23 protein-coding genes are annotated in these 20,613 nt (G+C 59.2%); 5 read left to right on the forward strand and 18 right to left on the reverse strand.

Going from position 1 to position 20,613, the window contains the following annotated elements; all coding sequences use genetic code 11:
• Nucleotides 1-124 precede the first annotated feature (124 nt).
• The 5 genes from AC2LD7_RS08835 to AC2LD7_RS08855 all read left to right on the forward strand — a co-directional run bounded on the left by AC2LD7_RS08835 (nucleotide 125) and on the right by AC2LD7_RS08855 (nucleotide 4,090).
• Complete coding sequence (locus tag AC2LD7_RS08835; RefSeq protein ID WP_484597383.1) at nucleotides 125-1,183, forward strand: NAD(P)-dependent alcohol dehydrogenase; 1,059 nt, start codon at nucleotides 125-127, stop codon at nucleotides 1,181-1,183.
• 117 nt (nucleotides 1,184-1,300) lie between these two features.
• Entirely contained in the window at nucleotides 1,301-2,155 is an 855-nt protein-coding gene (locus AC2LD7_RS08840; RefSeq protein WP_484597384.1) for a carboxylate/amino acid/amine transporter, read from the forward strand.
• A 102-nt stretch (nucleotides 2,156-2,257) separates the two neighbouring features.
• Nucleotides 2,258-2,989 (forward strand): endonuclease, encoded by a 732-nt coding sequence (locus tag AC2LD7_RS08845; RefSeq protein WP_484597385.1) that lies wholly within the window; start codon nucleotides 2,258-2,260, stop codon nucleotides 2,987-2,989.
• 104 nt (nucleotides 2,990-3,093) lie between these two features.
• Nucleotides 3,094-3,723: a DUF2238 domain-containing protein gene (locus tag AC2LD7_RS08850; RefSeq protein ID WP_484597489.1), complete on the forward strand. Its 630-nt coding sequence runs from the start codon at nucleotides 3,094-3,096 to the stop codon at nucleotides 3,721-3,723.
• Nucleotides 3,724-3,727: 4 nt separating this feature from the next.
• Nucleotides 3,728-4,090: a DUF2784 domain-containing protein gene (locus AC2LD7_RS08855; protein WP_484597386.1), complete on the forward strand. Its 363-nt coding sequence runs from the start codon at nucleotides 3,728-3,730 to the stop codon at nucleotides 4,088-4,090.
• A 31-nt stretch (nucleotides 4,091-4,121) separates the two neighbouring features.
• Here AC2LD7_RS08855 and AC2LD7_RS08860 read toward each other — a convergent pair whose 3' ends face one another.
• From AC2LD7_RS08860 to AC2LD7_RS08945, 18 genes are all read right to left on the reverse strand, one after another.
• Nucleotides 4,122-4,916 (reverse strand): amidohydrolase, encoded by a 795-nt coding sequence (locus tag AC2LD7_RS08860; protein ID WP_484597387.1) that lies wholly within the window; start codon nucleotides 4,914-4,916, stop codon nucleotides 4,122-4,124.
• Entirely contained in the window at nucleotides 4,904-6,052 is a 1,149-nt protein-coding gene (locus tag AC2LD7_RS08865) for a pyridoxal phosphate-dependent aminotransferase (RefSeq protein WP_484597388.1), read from the reverse strand. The genes AC2LD7_RS08860 and AC2LD7_RS08865 overlap by 13 nt, the downstream gene beginning before the upstream one ends.
• Nucleotides 6,053-6,174: 122 nt before the next feature.
• Nucleotides 6,175-7,659: a ribosome biogenesis GTPase Der gene (der, locus tag AC2LD7_RS08870; protein ID WP_484597389.1), complete on the reverse strand. Its 1,485-nt coding sequence runs from the start codon at nucleotides 7,657-7,659 to the stop codon at nucleotides 6,175-6,177.
• 108 nt (nucleotides 7,660-7,767) lie between these two features.
• Nucleotides 7,768-8,916: an outer membrane protein assembly factor BamB gene (bamB, locus tag AC2LD7_RS08875; RefSeq protein WP_484597390.1), complete on the reverse strand. Its 1,149-nt coding sequence runs from the start codon at nucleotides 8,914-8,916 to the stop codon at nucleotides 7,768-7,770.
• Between the two features lie 4 nt (nucleotides 8,917-8,920).
• Entirely contained in the window at nucleotides 8,921-9,562 is a 642-nt protein-coding gene (locus tag AC2LD7_RS08880; RefSeq protein ID WP_484597391.1) for a YfgM family protein, read from the reverse strand.
• A gap of 39 nt (nucleotides 9,563-9,601) precedes the next feature.
• Nucleotides 9,602-10,885: a histidine--tRNA ligase gene (hisS, locus tag AC2LD7_RS08885; RefSeq protein ID WP_484597392.1), complete on the reverse strand. Its 1,284-nt coding sequence runs from the start codon at nucleotides 10,883-10,885 to the stop codon at nucleotides 9,602-9,604.
• Between the two features lie 13 nt (nucleotides 10,886-10,898).
• On the reverse strand, nucleotides 10,899-12,011 hold the full coding sequence (gene ispG / locus AC2LD7_RS08890) for a flavodoxin-dependent (E)-4-hydroxy-3-methylbut-2-enyl-diphosphate synthase (protein WP_484597393.1): 1,113 nt from the start codon (nucleotides 12,009-12,011) through the stop codon (nucleotides 10,899-10,901).
• Nucleotides 12,012-12,013: 2 nt separating this feature from the next.
• Nucleotides 12,014-13,000: a RodZ domain-containing protein gene (locus tag AC2LD7_RS08895; RefSeq protein WP_484597394.1), complete on the reverse strand. Its 987-nt coding sequence runs from the start codon at nucleotides 12,998-13,000 to the stop codon at nucleotides 12,014-12,016.
• Nucleotides 12,997-13,755 carry a type IV pilus biogenesis/stability protein PilW gene (gene pilW, locus AC2LD7_RS08900; RefSeq protein WP_484597395.1) on the reverse strand — a complete coding sequence of 253 codons (759 nt, stop codon included), beginning with the start codon at nucleotides 13,753-13,755 and terminating at the stop codon, nucleotides 12,997-12,999. Before pilW ends, AC2LD7_RS08895 begins: the two co-directional genes overlap by 4 nt.
• A gap of 14 nt (nucleotides 13,756-13,769) precedes the next feature.
• Nucleotides 13,770-14,918 (reverse strand): dual-specificity RNA methyltransferase RlmN, encoded by a 1,149-nt coding sequence (rlmN, locus tag AC2LD7_RS08905; protein ID WP_484597396.1) that lies wholly within the window; start codon nucleotides 14,916-14,918, stop codon nucleotides 13,770-13,772.
• A gap of 20 nt (nucleotides 14,919-14,938) precedes the next feature.
• Complete coding sequence (gene ndk, locus AC2LD7_RS08910) at nucleotides 14,939-15,370, reverse strand: nucleoside-diphosphate kinase (protein ID WP_484597397.1); 432 nt, start codon at nucleotides 15,368-15,370, stop codon at nucleotides 14,939-14,941.
• A 247-nt stretch (nucleotides 15,371-15,617) separates the two neighbouring features.
• Complete coding sequence (iscX, locus tag AC2LD7_RS08915) at nucleotides 15,618-15,815, reverse strand: Fe-S cluster assembly protein IscX (protein ID WP_484597398.1); 198 nt, start codon at nucleotides 15,813-15,815, stop codon at nucleotides 15,618-15,620.
• 14 nt (nucleotides 15,816-15,829) lie between these two features.
• A complete protein-coding gene (gene fdx, locus AC2LD7_RS08920) occupies nucleotides 15,830-16,168 on the reverse strand; it encodes an ISC system 2Fe-2S type ferredoxin (protein ID WP_484597399.1) in 339 nt (112 codons plus the stop codon).
• A 5-nt stretch (nucleotides 16,169-16,173) separates the two neighbouring features.
• Nucleotides 16,174-18,036 (reverse strand): Fe-S protein assembly chaperone HscA, encoded by a 1,863-nt coding sequence (gene hscA, locus AC2LD7_RS08925; RefSeq protein WP_484597400.1) that lies wholly within the window; start codon nucleotides 18,034-18,036, stop codon nucleotides 16,174-16,176.
• Nucleotides 18,037-18,077: 41 nt separating this feature from the next.
• Nucleotides 18,078-18,599, reverse strand: a complete 522-nt coding sequence (hscB, locus tag AC2LD7_RS08930) for a co-chaperone HscB (RefSeq protein WP_484597401.1) — start codon at nucleotides 18,597-18,599, stop codon at nucleotides 18,078-18,080.
• 7 nt (nucleotides 18,600-18,606) lie between these two features.
• Nucleotides 18,607-18,930: an iron-sulfur cluster assembly protein IscA gene (gene iscA / locus AC2LD7_RS08935; RefSeq protein WP_484597402.1), complete on the reverse strand. Its 324-nt coding sequence runs from the start codon at nucleotides 18,928-18,930 to the stop codon at nucleotides 18,607-18,609.
• Between the two features lie 11 nt (nucleotides 18,931-18,941).
• The gene (gene iscU / locus AC2LD7_RS08940; protein WP_255980926.1) at nucleotides 18,942-19,334 is read right to left on the reverse strand and encodes a Fe-S cluster assembly scaffold IscU; all 393 of its coding nucleotides are present in this window, start codon (nucleotides 19,332-19,334) and stop codon (nucleotides 18,942-18,944) included.
• Nucleotides 19,335-19,376: 42 nt separating this feature from the next.
• Entirely contained in the window at nucleotides 19,377-20,591 is a 1,215-nt protein-coding gene (locus AC2LD7_RS08945; RefSeq protein WP_484597403.1) for an IscS subfamily cysteine desulfurase, read from the reverse strand.
• Nucleotides 20,592-20,613: the final 22 nt, after the last annotated feature.

The raw sequence follows: 20,613 nt of genomic DNA on the forward strand, positions 1-20,613 counted from the left end.
CGCACATCGTTCCGATGTTTTAGCAGAAACACATCAGCCGTCGGCAGGATCGTGCAATCGGTCTTGCCGAAATCGGTATTACGCTAGGCCTTCCCATTCGAATGTTCATTTCAAAGGAGCTCCCATGAGCAACACCATCGGTTACGCCGCATTCGCCCCGAGCACGCCACTCGCGCCCTATTCATTCTCGCGCCGCGCCGTGGGACCCAGCGATGTGCAGATCGAGATTCTCTACTGCGGCGTCTGCCATTCGGATCTGCACACCGCCCGCAACGAATGGAGCAACACGCTCTACCCCTCCGTCCCAGGCCACGAGATCGTCGGCCGCGTGACAGCGGTGGGCGAGTCGGTCAGCGGCTTCAAGGTCGGTGACATCGCTGGCGTCGGCTGCCTGGTGGACAGCTGCCAGAGCTGCTCCTCTTGCGGCGAGGGCCTTGAGCAATACTGCGAGAACGGTTTTGTCGGCACCTACAATGGTCCCGCGTTCGGTGGTGGCGAAAACACCTTTGGCGGGTACTCGGACAACATCGTGGTGGACCAGAAATTCGTTCTGCACATCTCTCATACCGAAGACAACCTTGCCGCCGTCGCGCCGCTGCTGTGCGCCGGTATCACGACGTACTCACCGCTGCGCCAGTGGAAAGTCGGCCCCGGACAGAAAGTCGGCGTAGTGGGTCTCGGTGGCCTCGGCCACATGGCGGTTAAGATCGCCAACGCCATGGGCGCCCATGTAGTGCTTTTCACCACGTCACCAGACAAGAAGAAAGACGCGCTGCGCCTTGGCGCCAGCGAAGTCGTGGTGTCGAAGAACAAGGACGAGATGGCCGCTCACCTGAACAGCTTCGATTTCATCCTCAATACCGTTGCGGCTCCGCACAATCTCGATGCCTTCCTGGCACTACTCAAGCGCGACGCGACCATGACGCTGGTAGGCGCACCGGCTTCACCACACCCGTCGCCGAATGTCTTCGGGCTCATTTTCAAGCGTCGCCGTCTGGCGGGCTCGCTGATCGGTGGGATCGCCGAAACCCAGGAGATGTTGGATTTCTGTGCCGAGCACAACATCGTTTCGGACATCGAGATGATCGATATTCAAAACATCAACGAAGCCTATGAGCGCATGCTCAAAAGCGATGTGAAGTACCGTTTCGTGATCGATATGGCTTCACTCAAGTCTGCCTGATGTTCCTGCTGGCACGCCGGCCCAACGCGCGCCAGCAGCCTGCGATACGCCCATTGCCAGGCCTTCCTTCTTTTCAGCAGAGCCGCTAAGGTCGCCGCCTTCTGCTGAGGAGCCGGCATGCGCTACCTGATTTTCGTCACCCTACTCTGGGCGTTTTCCTTCAACCTGATCGGCGCTTATTTGGCTGGACAGGTCGACAGCTATTTCGCTGTGCTCACCCGCGTGATCTTGGCCGGCTTGGTATTCCTTCCGCTGACCCGCTGGCGTGGCGTTGCGCCGGGCTTCATCGCTGGGGTAACGCTGGTCGGGGCGTTGCAATTCGGCATTACCTATCTGTGCCTGTACCTGAGTTTCAACGTACTGAGCGTGGCAGAAGTGCTGCTGTTCACCGTGCTTACGCCGCTGCATGTGACGCTGATCGACGATGCACTGAACCGTCGTTTCAACCCTTGGGCGCTGGTGGCAGCCGCTGTTGCAGTATTCGGTGCCGGGCTGATTCGCTATGACGGCGTCTCCAGCGATTTCCTGGGTGGTTTTCTACTGATGCAGCTGGCCAACTTCACGTTCGCCGCCGGCCAGATTGGCTATAAGCATCTGGCGCAGCGCTACCCTTCGGACGTCCCGTTGCATCGACGCTTCGGCTATTTCTTCCTGGGTGCCCTGATCATCGTACTGCCTGCCTGGCTGCTGTTCGGCAATGCCGAAAAGCTGCCCACAACCCCGATTCAATGGGGCGTGCTTGTGTGGATGGGCGTGTTGGCTACCGCACTGGGACAGTTCTGCTGGAACAAAGGCGGCACGCTGGTCGATGCCGGCACCTTGGCGGTTATGAACAATATGGCGGTACCGGTGGGGCTTGTTCTGAATCTATTGTTCTGGACGACGGAAACCAATCTCCTGCTGCTGAGCATCGGCGGGCTGATCATTCTCGCCTCGCTGCAGATCAATCGACTGAGCCGCAAGCAGGCTTAATGACATCATGTAACTTATTGTTCTATATGGACTTTATTTGAATCATCGGTAACATGGCGCGCCCCGCATGGATGCGACTCTCAGTCAGTCGTCGAGATCTCCATGCGACGTTACAGCCTGCTTCTGCTTCTCCTTCTTTTATCGGCGAGCGCTCACGCCGAGGCGCCGCGCACCTTTCGCGAGGCGAAGAAGATCGCCTGGAACATCTACGCTGAGCGACCGGTGGATTTCTACTGCCGCTGCGCCTTCAAGGGCAAACGGATCGACTTCGCCAGCTGTGGTTACATCCCTCGCAAACAGCCCAAGCGCGCCGCACGCGTCGAATGGGAACACATCGTCCCGGCGTGGGTGATCGGCCATCAACGTCAATGCTGGCAACAAGGTGGTCGTAAGCGCTGCACCTTGACCGATCCGGTGTTCAGCAAAGCCGAGGCCGACTTGCATAACCTGGTCCCGGTGGTCGGCGAGGTCAATGGGGACCGCAGCAACTACGGCTTCGGCATGCTCAGCGAGAAGCCCAACCAGTATGGCGCCTGCCCGTTCGTGGTTAATTTCAAGCAGCGCACGGCGATGCCGCCGGACTATAGCCGGGGCGCCATCGCACGCACCTATCTCTATATGAGCGAGCGCTATGGCTTGCGGCTGTCGAAGCAAGACCGGCGCCTGTACGACATCTGGAATCGCCAGCATCCGGTCAACGAGTGGGAACAATGGCGAAACCGCAGCGTCGCTTGCGCTCAGGGCAATGCCAATCGCTTTGTCGGCTCGGTGGACTTGCGGCGCTGCACCCGATCGATTTCCCGCTCGGCCCCGCCTGCTCGCCGACAAGGCTAAAACTCGGGTCGGTCTAATTGCCATCACAGGCTACTTCAATGCTGTTGCACGTCCGCCGTTTTGCGCTGCATGCTGCCGGCAGATTAGCAACCATGGCCGCCTCTATGCAGGACAAGACGCTCTACGCAATGCTCGGCTCGACGGTGCTGCTGGCGCTGATCTTCTCTGGCATCGCCCCGTATGACCGCGCGACCTGGCTGCTGGAGGTCGCGCCGGTTCTCATCGCAGCCCCACTGCTGCTCTGGAGCTATCCGCGCTTCCCATTGACGCGTCTGCTGTATGGGGTAATCGCCGTCCATGCTCTGGTCCTCATTCTCGGCGGCGCTTACAGCTACGCCCGTGTGCCGCCGGGCTTTTGGGTTCAGGAATGGTTTGATCTCAGCCGCAACCCCTACGACAAACTTGGTCATTTCATACAGGGCGTAACACCGGCACTGCTCGCGAGAGAAATCCTGCTGCGCCGTCGCTTCGTTGCGTACGGAAAAATGCTGGGCTTTCTGGCAGTCTGCGTCGCGCTGGCATTCAGCGCTTTCTACGAGCTGATCGAATGGTGGGTTGCGCTAATGGCAGGTCAAGGTGCGGAGGACTTTCTCGGAACTCAGGGCGATCCTTGGGACACGCAATCCGATATGTTCATGGCCTTTCTCGGAGCGCTGTTGTCGATCACCTTGCTGGCAACAACACAGGACCGTCAGATGGCTGGTCTGAGCCGGTCGAACCCGGCAGCGGTCTAGCAACATGTTGTATCGGCTCGGGGCTGATGCGGTGCTGCTACTGCATCTTTGCTTCATCATCTTCGTGTTGCTGGGTGGGCTGCTCGTCGCCTGGAGGCGCGGCTTCGTACTGCTGCATTTGCCAGCAGTCGCCTGGGGAATATTCGTTGAGTTGACCGGCAGGCCATGTCCACTGACTCACTGGGAGAACCTGCTGAGACGGCTTGCGGGCAGCGCAGGCTACGAGGCAGGCTTCATCGAGCATTACCTGTTGCCGTTAATCTACCCCGCCTGGCTGAGCGTGCCGGTGCAATACCTGCTCGCCGCCGTAGTTGTGCTAGCCAACATGCTGATCTACGGCGGCCTGGCGTGGCGTCGGCGGCGCTAATCGGCAGCCTATCGTTGAAGCCCGGCTCTCGTTACAGCTTCAGTTCGAAGGCATCGCCATCGTGGTACGCGGGGAATTTGTTGCGGAATTTAGCCAGATCAGCAGCCCGAAGCGTCGTACGAAATACGCCTTCGGCATCTCCGGCTTCCAGCAGCGGGTCGCCCAGATAATCCAGCACCTGACTATCACCACTGTAGGGATAACCGTTGCCGTCCTCTCCGACGCGATTCACCGCCGCGACGTAGCAAAGATTTTCGATGGCTCGGGCCGGCAACAGGCGGTTCCAGGCATTGCGGCGTGCAGCGGGCCAGTTGGCCGTGTAAAGCAGCAAATCGGTGTCGTGAGGATCACGGCTCCACACGGGGAAGCGCAGGTCGTAGCAGATCAATGGTCGAATATGCCAACCGTTGAGCTCGAATAGAGCCTGCTGATCGCCGGCGGTGTAGTGTTTGTGTTCGCCAGCCATGCGGAACAGGTGGCGTTTGTCGTAGTGCGAGACGTCGCCGTTCGGACGCGCCCAGAGCAAGCGGTTGCGGTGGCTGCCATCGGCCGCCTCGATGATGACGCTACCGGTGATTACTGCGTCCAGACGTGCCGCCTGCTCTCGCAGCCAGGCATAGGTCGGCCCTTCCTCCGGCTCGGCCAGTTCAGACGAGTTCATCGAGAAGGCGGTGGTGAACATCTCAGGCAGCACGATCAGGTCGGCACCGCGGGCCTGCTCCAACAGGTCGACGAAACGCTCGCGGTTAGCCTTGGCATCCTGCCAGACGAGAGAGGTCTGGATCAGGGCCAGTTCGAGATCGGGCAAGGTGCTTAGATCGCGCATAGTCGTTCCGCTGCCTGACGCAGCGTCTCCTCCCGTTTGGCGAAGCAGAAGCGAACAAGCCGCGACTCTGCGGGAGGCGTTTGGTAGAACACCGATATCGGGATACTCGCCACACCGTGCTCGCGGGTCAGCCATTCAGCCATGGCGACGTCATCGAGATCCGGGCGAATCGTCGAATAGTCGGCCAATTGAAAATAGGTACCCGCCGCGCGGGTAAAGCGGAAACGCGAGCCGGCCAGCAGATCGCAGAACAGATCGCGCTTGGCCTGATAGAACGCCGGCAGTTCGCTGAGGTGCTCGGGATGCGCGGCCATGAAATCGGCCAGCGCCCATTGCAACGGCGTAACGCCGGTAAAGCTGACGTACTGATGCACCTTGCGCAATTCGACGCTTAGCGCAGCGGGCGCCACCACGTAACCGGTCTTCCAGCCGGTGACGTGATAAGTCTTACCAAAGGAGCTGACGACAAAGGCGCGCTGATACAACTCGTCATGGCGCAACACACTGGCGTGCTCGCGGCCGTCGAACACCAAATGTTCATAAACTTCGTCACTGAGCAGGTAGATATCGCGGTCACGGATCAAGGTCGCCAGACGATCCAGGTCCGCCATGTCGATCAGTGCGCCGCTGGGGTTGTGCGGTGTGTTCAACACAATCATGCGGGTACGAGGTGTAATCGCATCAGCCAGCTTCTGCCAGTCGATGGAGAAATCCGGCAGACTCAGCGGCTGGTGTATACAGACTCCACCAGCCAGTTCCACCGCCGGCTCGTAACTGTCGTAGCAGGGATCGAAGACGACGACCTCATCGCCCGGGCGGATGACCGCGTGAATCGCGCAGAAGATGGCTTGAGTCGCCCCGGGGGTAATGGTGATCTCGGCATCGGCGCTGACCTGGCGCCCATAAAGCGCAGCAACCTTGATCGCCACTTGCTCGCGTAGCGCCGGCAAGCCGGTCATCGGCGCGTACTGGTTGTGCCCCGCCATGACATGGCGAGCCACAGCCTCACGCAACGCATCAGGGCCGTCGAAGTCGGGAAAACCCTGGGACAGGTTAAGCGCGCCGGTCTGCGCCGCCAGCTGCGACATGGTGGTGAAAATGGTGGTGCCGACGTTTGGGAGTTTGCTGGTAATCATGGTATCGATAGGCTGGAGGCTGGAGGCTGGAGGCTGGAGGCTGGAGGCTGGAGGCTGGAGGCTGAGAATGCACGCAGCTGTGTTGCTCGTCCAGCTTTCCAACCTCTAACGTCCTGATCGGCTTAACGCTTGTCCTTGCGCTTCTTCTCGGCCTTCTTGTGGTGCGACATGAGGCGGCGCTTCTTGTTTACCTGACGATCAGTGAGGGTGTTCTTCTTACCCTCGAAGGGGTTTTCCCCGCCCTTGTACTCGATACGGATAGGCGTACCGACCAGCTTCAGAACGCGCCGGTAGGTATTTTCCAGATAACGCGTGTAGGACTTGGGTATCGAATCGACCTGGTTACCGTGGATCACGATCAGCGGTGGGTTGGCGCCCCCCAGGTGTGCATAGCGCAGTTTGATACGGCGACTGGCAACCATCGGTGGCGCGTGCTCGCGAACAGCGTCCTCAAGAATCTGCGTAAGGCGGCTAGTTGGCCAGCGCGTGACAGCCGAAGTGAACGATGCCTGTACCGACTTGTAGAGGTTGCCGACGCCGGTGCCGTGCTTGGCTGAGATGAAATGGATATCGGCGAACTCGACGAAGAATAGCCGGCGCTCCAGCTCGGTCTTCACATAGTCGCGCTCGCTAGGCTCCATGCCATCCCACTTGTTCAGCGCGATCACCAACGCCCGGCCGCTCTCAAGGACGAATCCGAGCAGATTGAGATCATGCTCCACCACACCCTCACGTGCATCCATGACGAAGATCACCACGTTGGAGTCTTGGATCGCTTGCAACGTCTTGACCACCGAAAACTTTTCCACCGCCTCGAAGATCTTGCCGCGACGGCGTACGCCAGCGGTATCGATCAGGGTGTACTTCTCGTCATCGCGTTCGAAGGGAATATAGATACTGTCGCGTGTCGTACCGGCCTGATCGTAAACGATGACCCGCTCCTCGCCGAGCATGCGGTTAACCAGGGTCGACTTACCCACATTGGGACGGCCAATAATGGCGATTTTGATTCCGTCCTTCTCGCTCGGGCCGGGAATGCGCTTGAGCTCCTGGCCTTCTGCAACCGTCTCGCCCTCTTCGCCGTCGCCCTCAGCCTCGGGCTCGTCGGCGTTGTCTTTAGGAAAGACCCCGAGCGCCTGCTCCAGCATGTGGCTAATGCCGCGACCATGGGCAGCGGCGATCGGCAGCGCGTCACCAAGCCCCAGCGGACTGAATTCGGCGCGGGCAATGTCTGGATCGATACTGTCGACCTTGTTAGCCACCAGGAAGTGGCGCTTGTTCATCTTGCGCAGGTGCTCGGCGATCATCTGATCGCCTGGCGTCATGCCGGCGCGAGCATCGACCATGAACATCACGGCGTCGGCTTCCTGCATGGCTTGCAGGGATTGCTCCGCCATCTTGGCATCGATGCCCTGCTCATCGCCTGTCAGGCCACCGGTGTCGATGACGATGTAGGTACGGCCTTGCCATTTGGCCTCGCCATACTGGCGGTCGCGAGTCAGACCGGCGTATTCCGCAACGATGGCATCACGGCTCTTGGTCAGACGGTTGAACAGAGTCGATTTACCGACGTTCGGGCGGCCCACCAGGGCGATTACGGGAACCATACGGCTCTCCACTGCGATATTTCAGAAAACACGAAGGCCGCTGCAGGGCAGCGGCCAAATATTAGGTGTTCCGCCGAAGCGAAACAGCAGACGGATAACTTGAAGCGCTCAGTCTGCCTGGCGAATGGTCAACGCAACCAACTTGCCATCGTTGCCATAAGCGTACAGCCAGTCGCCCTCGACTACCGGGCGGGCACGCAGCCCGGCGCTGTCGATGCGGGTCCGAGCGACGAAACGGCCATCGACCTGGCTCAGCAGATGCAGATAGCCCTCTTTGTCTCCAACCGCTACGTAGCTAGAAAAGACTGCCGGCGCGGAAAGTTCGCGGCGAGCCAGCGAGTCATTGCTCCACAGCACGGTCGTCGATCGTTCATCGATTCCTGTAACCGTGCCATCAGCCTGGCTGATGTAAACGCTGCCATAACCCAAGGCTACGCCGGATGCAGTCGAGGCGTCCCGTTGCCAGAGAACTCGACCGCTTTCCAAATCCAGCGCGGCGGCGCGTCCCTGGAAGGAGGCGACATACAAGGTCCCGCCTGACAGTAGCAGCCCCCCATCGATATCAACGACGCGCTCTAGCTCGGAGCGGCCTTGTGGAATGGCTACGCGTTGTTCCCACACCGGCAACCCACGACTGGTATCCAGCGCGACCACCTTGCCGCTGGAGAGTCCGGCAACTGCCAGTTGATTGGTCAGCAACGGCGCCCCAGTACCACGCAGTGTGAGCACGGCAGGGGAGCTTTCGTAGCTCCAGCGCTGCTCGCCAGTGTCGATTTCCAGCGCGATAACTCGGTCATCCTGGGTCTGAACAACCACTACGTCGCCATTGACGGCAGGAGCGGCGAGAACTTCGCTGCTGACCTGGCTGCGCCACCGCTCTTCACCGGTCGAGACGTCCAGCGCCAGCACTTCGCCACGCAGGGTGCCGACCAAGACCAGACCGTAGCCAGCGCCGACGGCACCGGAAATTGGCACTTCCAGGTCCGTCTTCCAGTTAACGTCGCCGGTGAGACGATCCATTGCGACCACCAGACCTTCAACGTCGGCGGCGAATATCTCGTTGCCGTAGACGACTGGCGCCAGAAGGTTGTAGGTCTCACCCTGGCCTTCGCCGATCGAGCGGCTCCATTCCTTGTTCAGTTCGATTTCCGCGTCGAACTTGACCAGTTCGGCCGGCTCGGGTTCTTTCTTATCGTTGCTGCTGCACCCTGCAGCCAGGACGGCCAGGGCCAGCAGCGCGGCAATTTTCCAACGCATCAATTCACGCCTCTCCACGAGCCAGATCGTCCAATTTCAGTTGCAGGCCGCCGATAGCGGCATCCTGCGACAGCGACTCTTTTGCCTTGGAATAGGCTGTATGGGCCTCGTCATTGCGCCCTAACTTGACCAACAGATCGCCACGCAGCTCTTCACGACTGGCGGCGAATGCCTCCACGGCCTCGCCATCGAGCAGCGCAAGCGCGGCGTCGGCCTTGTCCTGCGCTGCCAGTACACGGGCCAGGCGCTGACGAGCAAGCTCTTCGAGCGTATTATCGGCGGGATTGTCCAGCACACCCTGCAGTTCAGCGGCCGCTTCATCGAGACGCCCAGATTCCACCGCCACCTTGGCGACGAAAAGGTGGCCGTACTGCGCGTAATGCGAGCCTGCGAATTCTGTCTGAAGCAAATTGCCCAGGCGCGAAACTTCCGCGTTGTCCACACCACCCTCATCCAAGGCTGCATTCAGTAATTGTTGATAAACAGCCGAGGCGCTCTGCGCCTGATTGAGCTGATGCTTCTGCCAGAACTGCCAACCAAACACCAATACCAGAGCCAACGCGCCCCCCAGCAGCAACGGCATGCCGTTGCGCTGCCACCAATCTTTGATTTGCGCCAGTTGTTCTTCTTCGGTACCCGAGGTCACACTGTCACTCCTTTCATTCGCTGAATTCAGACCTGTCGATCAAGCCAGACAGGTGGCCAGACGCTCGGGCAGAGCATCCCAGGCAATGCATTGTTGTTCGCTGTCGTCGCGCAGCGGCTTGCAACCTACCACGCGCCCGGCCAGTTCGTCGTCACCCAGAATCAGTGCGAAGCGCGCGCCGCTCTTGTCAGCCTTCTTGAATTGGCTCTTGAAACTGCCCCCACCTGCATTGACCAGCAGGCGCAGGCCCGGCAATTCATCACGAAGTCGTTCGGCCAGCGCCAGTGCTGCCAATTCAGCCGCTTCGCCGAAGGCACAAATGAACGCATGTGCCGGCTGATTGAGCTCTTCCGGGACCAGTTCCAGCGTTTCCAGTAGCAGCACCAAACGCTCGATGCCCATAGCAAAGCCCACGCCCGGCGTCGGCTTGCCACCGAACTGGCTGACCAGTCCGTCGTAGCGGCCGCCGGCGCATACTGTGCCTTGCGAGCCCAGCTTATCGGTCACCCACTCGAATACGGTGCGTCCGTAGTAATCCAGGCCGCGCACCAGCTTCGGATTGATCTGATAGGCGATCCCGGCCGCTTCGAGACGGTTTTTAAGGCCATCAAAATGCGCGCGCGACTCGTCGTCCAGATAGTCGTGCAATGTCGGCGCATCGGCCAGCAAAGCCTGGGTCTGAGCGTTCTTGCTGTCGAGAATACGCAGCGGGTTGCTGGTAAGGCGACGCTGACTATCCTCGTCAAGCTGCTCGAAATGTTGCTGCAGATAGGCGACGAGCGCGTCCCGGTAGGTCGCGCGCGCCTCACTGGAGCCTAGGCTGTTCAACTGCAAAACGACCGCATCGGACATACCGAGCTTTTTCCACAGCCGCGCCGTGAGCACGATCAATTCGGCGTCCACATCCGGCCCGGGCTGATTGAAAACCTCCACGCCGATCTGATGAAACTGACGGTAGCGACCCTTTTGCGGCTTCTCATAACGGAACATCGGGCCGCTGTACCAGAGCTTCTGCACTTGGCCGCCGCCTGTCATTCCGTGCTCGAGAACCGCCCGGACACAGCCCGCGGTTCCTTCGGGTCTCAATGTCAGGGATTCCTCGTTACGGTCGAGAAAGGTGTACATCTCCTTGTCGACCACGTCCGTTCCTTCGCCGATCCCACGCGCAAACAGATCGGTGAATTCAAGGATCGGCAGGCGGATCTCGCTGTAGCCATAGCTATCGAGCAGCTGCGCGAAGGTGGTTTCGAGATAACGCCAGACCGGCGTCTGCGCCGGCAGGATGTCGTTCATGCCACGGATGGCTTGCAGGGACTTGCTCAATTCAATTCCTTAATCAGCTGCGCACAATCAGCGCGGCGTCAATCTCGGCCTTTTCGGCGGCCTTGCGACGAATCAACTGTTCCAGTTCGTCTACCAGATTTTCATTGTTCAGTTTCTGGGCCGGCTTGCCATCGATGTAGATCAAGTTGTTCGGTGTTCCACCTGTAAGGCCGATGTGCGCCTCTTTAGCCTCGCCGGGGCCGTTGACGACACAGCCGATCACCGCGACGTCCAACGGCACCAGCAGGTCGTCGAGTCGACCTTCGAGTTCGTTCATGGTCTTGACTACGTCGAAGTTCTGTCGAGAGCAACTTGGGCAGGCGATGAAGTTGATCCCCCTAGAACGCAGGCGAAGCGACTTGAGAATATCGAAGCCAACCTTGATTTCCTCCACCGGGTCTGCCGCCAGCGAAATACGGATGGTGTCGCCGATGCCCTCGGCAAGCAACATGCCCAACCCCACCGCCGATTTAACCGTACCCGAACGCAAACCGCCGGCCTCGGTAATGCCCAGGTGCAACGGTTGCTCAATCTTGTCTGCCAGCAACCGATACGCGGCCACGGCCATGAACACGTCGGACGCCTTCACGCTGACTTTGAAATCAGGGAAGTTCAGCCGATCGAGATGTTCGACATGACGCAAAGCAGATTCCACCAGCGCCTCAGGCGTCGGCTCGCCGTATTTTTTTTGCAGATCCTTTTCCAGCGAGCCCGCATTCACCCCGATGCGGATCGGAATTCCCCGGTCCCGAGCGGCCTCGACGACGGCACGTACCCGATCTTCGCGCCCAATGTTGCCTGGATTGATGCGCAAGCAATCAACACCGAGTTCAGCCACACGCAGCGCGATTTGATAGTCGAAGTGAATGTCGGCCACCAGCGGCAGATCGACGCGCTGCTTGATCTTGCCGAATGCCTCGGCTGCCTCCATCGAGGGCACCGACACCCGAACGATATCGGCACCGGCATCCTGAAGTCGCTGGATCTGGGCGACAGTCGCATCGACGTCACAGGTTTCGGTATTTGTCATGCTCTGTACGGCGATAGGCGCATCGCCGCCGACCGGCACGTTGCCCACCCAGATCTTGCGGGTGTGGCGACGCTTGATGGGAGACTCACTATGCATGATTACTGTCCGAGCTTGAGGCGTGCAGTCTCGCCACGCGTTTTGCCAGAAAGACTGACGGCTTCGCCGTTGAAGCTGACCTGCACGCCGGAGGCGAAGCCGAGATGCAGATCCATTGGGGTCTTGCCGACCAGGGTCCGGCTGGTGCCGGCCCTGGCCAGGGCGCTGTAGAGAATCTCGCCATCAGCATCGGTTACGCGGGTCCAGCAATCTGCTGTGTAGTCCAGCGTTAATCGGCCCTCGCCAGGCGCCACCGAAGCCGTTTCAGCGGCCTGAGGTGCGGCCATGACCGGTCCTTCTGTGGCGGCAGCAGCCCCCTCGGTTGATACGGATTCACTCTGCTCGTCTGGAGCGTCGACTGTTTCAGCGGTTGCAGACGGCTCGGCCAGGGGCAACGATTCGGCTGCCGCGGGGGCATCTTCAGCTACCGCTGGCGGCGTCGAATCGATCGACTCATCGACGATAGACTCAACGGGATCTTCGGTGCGATCCAGTAGATGGATCTCGGTGGTACCGTCTGCCGCCTCGACCTCGATTCGCTCCAGCGCAGTGACCGATGGGCCCGACTGGTTGCGTGCCGACTGGTCCTGCCACCAGAAAAACGCAGCGGCGCCAACCACCAGCGTCAATGCGAATACAAAGAAGCGCACCATGCTGCGTGAAAGGCGCACGGGTTCGTCGATGTGTCCAAGGCTGTTTACGCTGCTGCCGGTAGCATCCGTGCCGGTATGATGATCGAATTGCTGCACCAGACGATTCTGATCCAGCCCCAGCAGCTTGGCGTAGGCACGAACGTAGCCACGGGAAAATGTATGGCCAGGTAACTGACTGAAGTCACCGGCCTCAATCTGAGTCAGCGAACGCTCCGATAGATTGAGTTGCTGAGCCACTGACGAAAGCGACCAATTCTTGCTCTCACGCGCCGCGCGAAGCGTTTCACCTGGATTGGCGAAGGCCGGGGCAGCGGCTTCAGAATGTGGCGCTATCATCGTTGCTCCGAAAGAAACTGTTGAAATTCAGACGTACCCGGATACAGACGCTTGAGCTGCAGGCCAAGGCTCGCAGCCTGATTTCGGTCTTGATGGATATTCGCCAGACGAATGCCCAGCAGCAGACTGCGAGCATTTTGCTCGGAAAGACTACTGAAGCTGTCGTAATAACGTTTCGCCGGGACATACTGCTTGGCATCGTAGGCCAGCAATGCAAGTTCGAGCAAAGCATTGGGTTGGCGACTGTCGAGGCGCAGCGCGCGGGTAAAATAGGTTTCAGCCTGCTCACGCTGTCCAAGCTGTAAGGCAGTCATCCCCATGTTCTGGAATACCCGCGAGCGCTCGGGATACAGGTTGTCTTTGGATGCCTCGGCAAACCGATCCATGGCTTCCTGGTAGCGCTTCTGCTCGAATAGAAAACTGCCATAGTTGTTCAGAATGCGGGCGTCTTTGCGGCTGGACAGGGCCTTGCGGTAATGCTCGTCAGCCAGCTGGCTTTCCATCTCGTTCTGGAATACTAGGGCCAGCGCCGCGTGCGCGTCCGCGCTGTCAGGATCTAGCTCGAGTGCCTTGCGCAAGGGCGTCTTGGCCCGAGAAGCCTCGCCCTGCTGCAGATAGCCAATACCAAGTTGGATATAGGCGTCTCGCGCCTCGTCACGGCCTTCCGCGGTACGCATGGGATTCCCGGTCCCGGTAGAAACACAACCGGCCATAAGGCCGGCCAATAGAAGCAGCAGCGCAACGCGCAAGGTCATCAGTAGCATCCCCCTCAGGAACGGTTCGTAGCAATGGATGCCGTACCTGGCTCGGATTGCAGTTCACGCACTGCGATGTAACGCTCGCTTCGGCGTGTGCGATCCATCACCTGCCCGACCAATTGGCCGCAGGCTGCATCGATATCCTCGCCACGAGTGGTACGCACCGTCACATTGTGCCCGGCTTTGTGCAGGATGTCCTGAAAACGGCGGATGGCATTGTTGCTCGGCCGCTCATATCCGGAATGAGGGAAAGGATTGAAGGGGATCAGATTGATCTTGCAGGGAATTTTCGCCAGCAACGCGATCATTTGCTCAGCATGCTCGGGCTGATCGTTGATGCCTTGTAAGAGCGTGTATTCGATGGTGAGCACCCGCTTCTCGCCCAGATTGGAGATATAGCGCTGACATGCAGCGAGCAGCGTCTCCAGCGGATACTTCTTGTTGATCGGCACCAACTGGTCACGCAACGCATCGTTCGGTGCGTGCAGCGACAGTGCCAGCGATACGTCGATAACCTTGGAAAGCTCATCGATCATCGGCACGACGCCAGATGTCGAGAGCGTCACCTTGCGCTTGGAAATACCGTAGCCGAGATCGTCCATCATGATCTGCATGGCAGCGACGACGTTATCGAAATTCAGCAACGGCTCGCCCATGCCCATCATCACCACGTTGGTAATGGCGCGATCGACCTTGGCCGGGATGGTGCCGAATGACTTGTTGGCAATCCATACCTGACCGATGACTTCGGCAGCAGTGAGGTTGCTGTTGAAGCCCTGCTTGCCGGTGGAGCAGAAACTGCAGTCCAGCGCACAGCCGGCCTGGGAAGACACACAAAGCGTGCCGCGTGCGCCCTGAGGAATGTACACCGTTTCCACGCAGCTGCCCGAAGCCACACGAACTACCCATTTACGGGTACCGTCAGTGGAGATGTCTTCACTGACAATCTCAGGACCACGGATCTCGGCGGAGGCTTTGAGCTTTTCGCGCAAGGCCTTGCCGATGTTGCTCATGGCGTCGAAGTCATCGACGCCAAAATGGTGAATCCATTTCATGACCTGACCGGCACGAAAGCGCTTCTCCCCTATTGAATCGAAGAAGCTTTCAAGCTGCGACTGAGTCAGCCCCAGCAGATTTACTTTACCGGTCGTGATAGTCATCTGGATTCACCCTCGCCTGATCAGCGAATGCGGGCACACACTTCGGTGGCAGAGAAAAAGTAGGCGATTTCGCGCGCAGCAGAGGCTTCGGAATCGGAACCGTGAACAGCGTTCTCGTCGATGGAAACGGCGAAATCGGCACGAATGGTACCCGCAGCGGCTTCCTTCGGGTTGGTAGCGCCCATCAGTTCACGGTTCTTGGCGATGGCGTCTTCGCCTTCAAGTACCTGAACGATAACCGGGCCGGAAACCATGAAGGCAACCAGATCCTTGAAGAAGCCTCGCTCGCTGTGCTCGGCATAGAAACCACCAGCTTCACGCTCGGACAGCTGGACCATCTTCGAAGCGACGACACGCAGCCCGGCTTTCTCGAAACGAGAAGTGATTTCGCCGACAACGTTCTTGGAGACAGCGTCAGGCTTGATGATGGAGAAAGTGCGTTGCAGGGCCATGTAAAACTCCAGAAATCGATAAGTTAAAGCAAACAAGTAAACCCGCGAATTATACGCGGGTCGAGAAGGAAAATATAAGAGCGACCGGAAGAGCTAATAGACGATAAAAGCGCTGGGGCTTGAAAGCCGAACGAAAATCTTCAAGCACCGTAGGGCGGGCTTCAGCCCACCAGAGCTCAGGCGATGCCGATGCCGATGCCGATGCCGATGGATTGACGTCCACCCTACCCTAAAGCTTGCCGCTGCTCTAGGCCTCTTCTATCCAGGCAGCCTGTATGGCTTCAAGAACTTTCTCGCCACCGCGAGTGGGATCGTCAGAAAAATCCGGCAGCTCGATCACCCAGCGATGCAATTCGACAAAGTTCACGTAGCGAGGGTCCACATCCGGCTTGCACTCGGCAAGCTCGATTGCAATGTCCAGCACATCAGCCCATTTAAGCGCCATGCATCACCTCGCCTTCAATGGCCTTCGGAGACTTGATTGATCGTGTATTTGGGGATCTCGACCACCAGATCGACATCCGAAACAGCAGCCTGGCAGGACAGCCGCGAGGTAGGCTCAAGCCCCCACGCCTTGTCCAGCATGTCATCTTCCAACTCGTCGGATGCCTCCAGCGAAGCGAAGCCCTCACGAACCACGACGTGACAAGTGGTACAGGCGCAGGATTTTTCACAGGCATGCTCAATGTCGATACCGCTACGCAGCGCGGCATCAAGCACCGTTTCACCGGGCTGCGCTTCCACCACCGCCCCCTCCGGGCAGTGGTCGACGTGGGGTAGGAAAACAATCTGCGGCATCTGGATCATTCCTCGATATCGTTAAGCCGCCGCCCGGCCAGTGCGGCCTTGACGGTAGAATCTAGCCGGCGCGCAGCAAAGGCGTCGGTAATCTGACTCAGGCGCTTGACCTGACGCTCTATGGCGACACCGTCCTGTCCGTCGAGCAACACTCGCAGCGCTTGCATCTGCGACTCGATCGCAACGCGCTCTTCGTCGCTGAGCAAACGCTCGCCATCCGCGTTCATGGCGGCCTCGACTGCCTCGAGCAAACGCTGGCCATCGACCAACTGCTCGCGCAACGCACGGGCTGCCTTGTCCTCGCTGGCCTTATGGAAGGAGTCCTCGAGCATACGAGCAATCTCACCATCAGTGAGCCCGTAGGATGGCTTCACTTGAATGCTCGACTCGACGCCGGATGCGAGCTCGCGGGCGGACACGCTGAGCAGTCCGTCGGCATCGACCTGGAAGGTGACGCGAATCTTCGCCGCACCGGCGACCATCGACGGAATGCCGCGCAGCTCGAAGCGAGCCAGTGACCGACAGTCGGCGATGAGCTCGCGCTCGCCTTGCAGCACGTGAATCATCATGGCCGACTGGCCATCTTTATAAGTGGTGAAATCCTGCGCCCGCGCGACCGGAATGGTGGTATTGCGCGGAATGATTTTCTCCATCAGGCCGCCCATGGTCTCCAGCCCCAGCGACAGCGGAATCACATCGAGCAAAAGGAGCTCTTCGCCATCGCGATTGTTGCCCGCAAGAGTCTCGGCTTGAATGGCCGCACCGATGGCGACGACCTGGTCGGGATCGATATCGGTAAGCGGTTGCCGACCGAACATCTCGCCAACCAACTCTCGGACCCGCGGCACTCGCGTGGAACCGCCAACCATCACCACAGCATGAACGTCTTCCAGCTCAACAGCCGAATCGCGCAATGCCCGCCGGCAGGACTTAAGGCTGCGGGCAATCATCGGATCAATGAGCTCGTTGAACGTGGCGCGCGTCAGAAGGCCTTGCCAACCGGCATAGCGCACCTCGACGGACTCACTGCCACTAAGCTGCTCCTTGGCGTCGCAGGCAATCTTCAGCACCTCGCGCTGAGCGCCCGGATCGAGATCTGCGCAAGCCCCGGACTGAGCCAGAATCCAGCCTGCAATCGCGTGATCGAAGTCATCACCACCCAGAGCCGTATCACCGCCAGTGGCGAGCACCTCGAAGACACCCTTCGTCAGACGCAGGATGGAGATATCAAAAGTCCCACCACCCAGGTCGTAGATCGCCACAACTCCTTCGGCCTGACGATCCAGACCATAGGCGACGGCAGCGGCGGTGGGCTCATTGAGCAGGCGCAGCACGTTGAGGTTCGCCAGCCGCGCAGCGTCCTTGGTTGCCTGTCGCTGGGCGTCGTCGAAGTATGCCGGCACCGTAATCACGGCACCGACCAGCTCGCCGCCTAGCACCGCTTCGGCACGCTCGCGCAACGTACGAAGGATCTCGGCGGAAATCTCCACAGGACTCTTGGCGCCCTGTACCGTCTCGATGAACGGCATTTGCGACTGCCCTTCACTGAACCGATAAGGCAATTGCCCGCCCAACTGCTTCACGTCACCGACACCTCGCCCCATGAGGCGCTTGACCGAGATGACGGTATTCAGTGGATCGATAGCGGCAGCCCGCTTGGCCGCGCCGCCAACCTCGACGCGGTCAGCGTGATAGCGCACCGCGGAAGGCAGGATAACTTCCCCATCGCCGTCAGCCAGCGGTGCAGTGATGCCGCTGCGCAACGCTGCCACAAGTGAATTGGTGGTGCCCAAATCGATACCAACCGCCAGGCGACGCTGGTGAGGTTGCGGGCTTTGTCCGGGCTCAGCTATCTGAAGTAAGGCCATGTCTGTCTGATATCAGGCGCAGCGTCTGGCGCTACGCGGGGTTAATCGTCGAGGCGCTCTTCCAACTGGCGCACTTCCTGGGACAGCTTGTCGAGGAACTGCATCCGACGCACTTGCCGCTCCGCCTCCTCTCGCTGCGATTCGTCCTGCCATACGCGGGAGAATGAATCGTTGAGATCCTGCTGCGCAGCTTTGAGGCGAGCCTTGAAAGCCGCGACGCCAGCGATGTTCGCCTCGTCATGCAGCTCTTCCAGCTCTTCTCGCCAGTGCATCTGCTGCATGAGGAAAGCGGGGTCCTGAACGGTCGCCTCTAGCGGCATCTCCCGGCCTTGCAGCGTCAGCAAATACCGGGCTCGGCGCGACGGGCCCTTCAACGTCTGATAGGCCTCGTTCAGATTCGCCGAGCGCTCGATCGCGTAGCGCTGTTCAGCTTCGCCCGCATCGGCAAACCGATCAGGATGGACTTTGCGCGCCAGCTCTCGATAACGGCCCGAAAGCATTTCGAGATCGATATCGAAGGCAGGCTGAAGCTCGAACAGCGCGTAATGACAGGGAGTTCCCACAGCGTCCTCAGATGTTGAAGCTTTCGCCGCAGCCGCATTCGCCACGGACGTTGGGGTTATTGAACTTGAACCCTTCGTTCAGCCCCTCGCGCACGAAGTCGAGCTCCGTACCATCGAGATAAACCAGGCTCTTCGGATCGATGATGACCTTGACGCCGTGATTGTCGAAGACCGAATCCTCTGCAGCCGCCTCATCAACAAACTCAAGCACATATGCCAAACCGGAACAGCCTGTGGTGCGTACGCCCAACCGAACGCCAAGGCCCTTGCCGCGTCCATCAAGGGAGCGGCGTACGTGGTCGGCGGCGGCGGCCGTCATGCTGATAGCCATCGATACCTCCTTCAGACCTGTGGCAACCCTTTCTTCTCGCGATAATCGCGAACGGCCGCCTTGATGGCATCCTCAGCCAATACCGAGCAGTGGATCTTCACCGGCGGCAGCGCCAGCTCTTCGGCCAGCTGAGTGTTCTTGATGGTTTCGGCCTCTTCCAGCGTCTTGCCCTTCATCCACTCGGTAGCAAGGGAGCTGGAGGCGATGGCCGAACCGCAGCCATAGGTCTTGAACTTGGCATCTTCGATGATGCCCTGTTCGTTGACCTTGATCTGCAGGCGCATTACATCGCCGCAGGCCGGGGCGCCGACCATGCCGGTGCCGATGGATGGATCCTCAGCGTCGAACTTGCCGACGTTGCGGGGATTTTCATAATGGTCGATGACCTTGTCACTGTATGCCATGGTGCAATCCTCAATGAATCAGGCTATGCGGAACTCGACGGTTCAGTGGGCAGCCCACTCGACCTGCGAAATGTCTACGCCATCCTTGAACATGTCCCACAAGGGTGAAAGCTCACGCAACTTGGTGACCGCCTCGCTGACCTTCTGCGCGGCATAGTCGACTTCTTCTTCAGTGGTGAAACGGCCGAAAGTGAAACGAATCGAGCTATGCGCAAGCTCGTCGTTGCGGCCAAGCGCCCGGAGCACGTAGGACGGCTCCAGCGAAGCAGAGGTACAAGCCGAACCGGAAGAAACCGCCAGATCCTTGAGCGCCATGATCAGCGATTCGCCTTCCACGTAGTTGAAGCTCAGGTTCAGGTTGTGAGGAACCCGGGACGTCATACTACCGTTCACGTAAAGCTCTTCGAGATGTTCGACCTGTTTGAAAAAGCGATCGCGCAGCGAGCGAATCCGCTCGTTCTCTGCCGCCATTTCTTCCTTGGCAATACGGAACGCCTCACCCATGCCCACCGACTGATGGGCTGCCAGCGTACCCGAACGCATGCCGCGCTCATGGCCGCCACCGTGCATCTGCGCTTCCAGACGAACACGCGGCTTGCGACGGACATACAGGGCACCGACACCTTTAGGGCCGTAGGTTTTGTGCGCCGAGAAGGACATCAGGTCGACCTTCATGGTTTCAAGGTCGATCTCGACCTTACCGGTGGACTGGGCGGCGTCGACATGAAACAGCACGCCACGGGAGCGAGTGAGCTCACCGATGGCGGCGATATCGTTGATCGTTCCGATCTCGTTATTCACATGCATGATGGAGACCAGCACGGTGTCATCGCGCAGTTCCGCTTCGACCATCGCCGGGGTGATCACACCGTCTTCGCCCGGCTCAATGTACGTGACCTCGAAACCTTCGCGTTCAAGCTGGCGGGTCGTATCAAGAACCGCTTTATGCTCGATCTTGCTGGTGATGATGTGCTTGCCCTTCGAGGCATAGAAATGCGCGACACCTTTGATCGCCAAGTTGTCCGACTCGGTCGCACCCGAGGTCCAGACGATTTCGCGAGGATCTGCATTGACCAGCTCGGCAACCTGGCGACGTGCATTCTCAACAGCTTCTTCCGCCTTCCAGCCAAATGCGTGAGAACGCGAAGCCGGATTCCCGAAGTTACCTTCGGCAGTGAGGCACTCGACCATCTTCTCGGCAACGCGAGGATCGACCGGTGTGGTAGCGGAGTAATCCAGGTAAATCGGCAACTTCATCAGGTATCTCCTATCAGGCAGT

The organism is Stutzerimonas sp., from assembly GCF_982611455.1.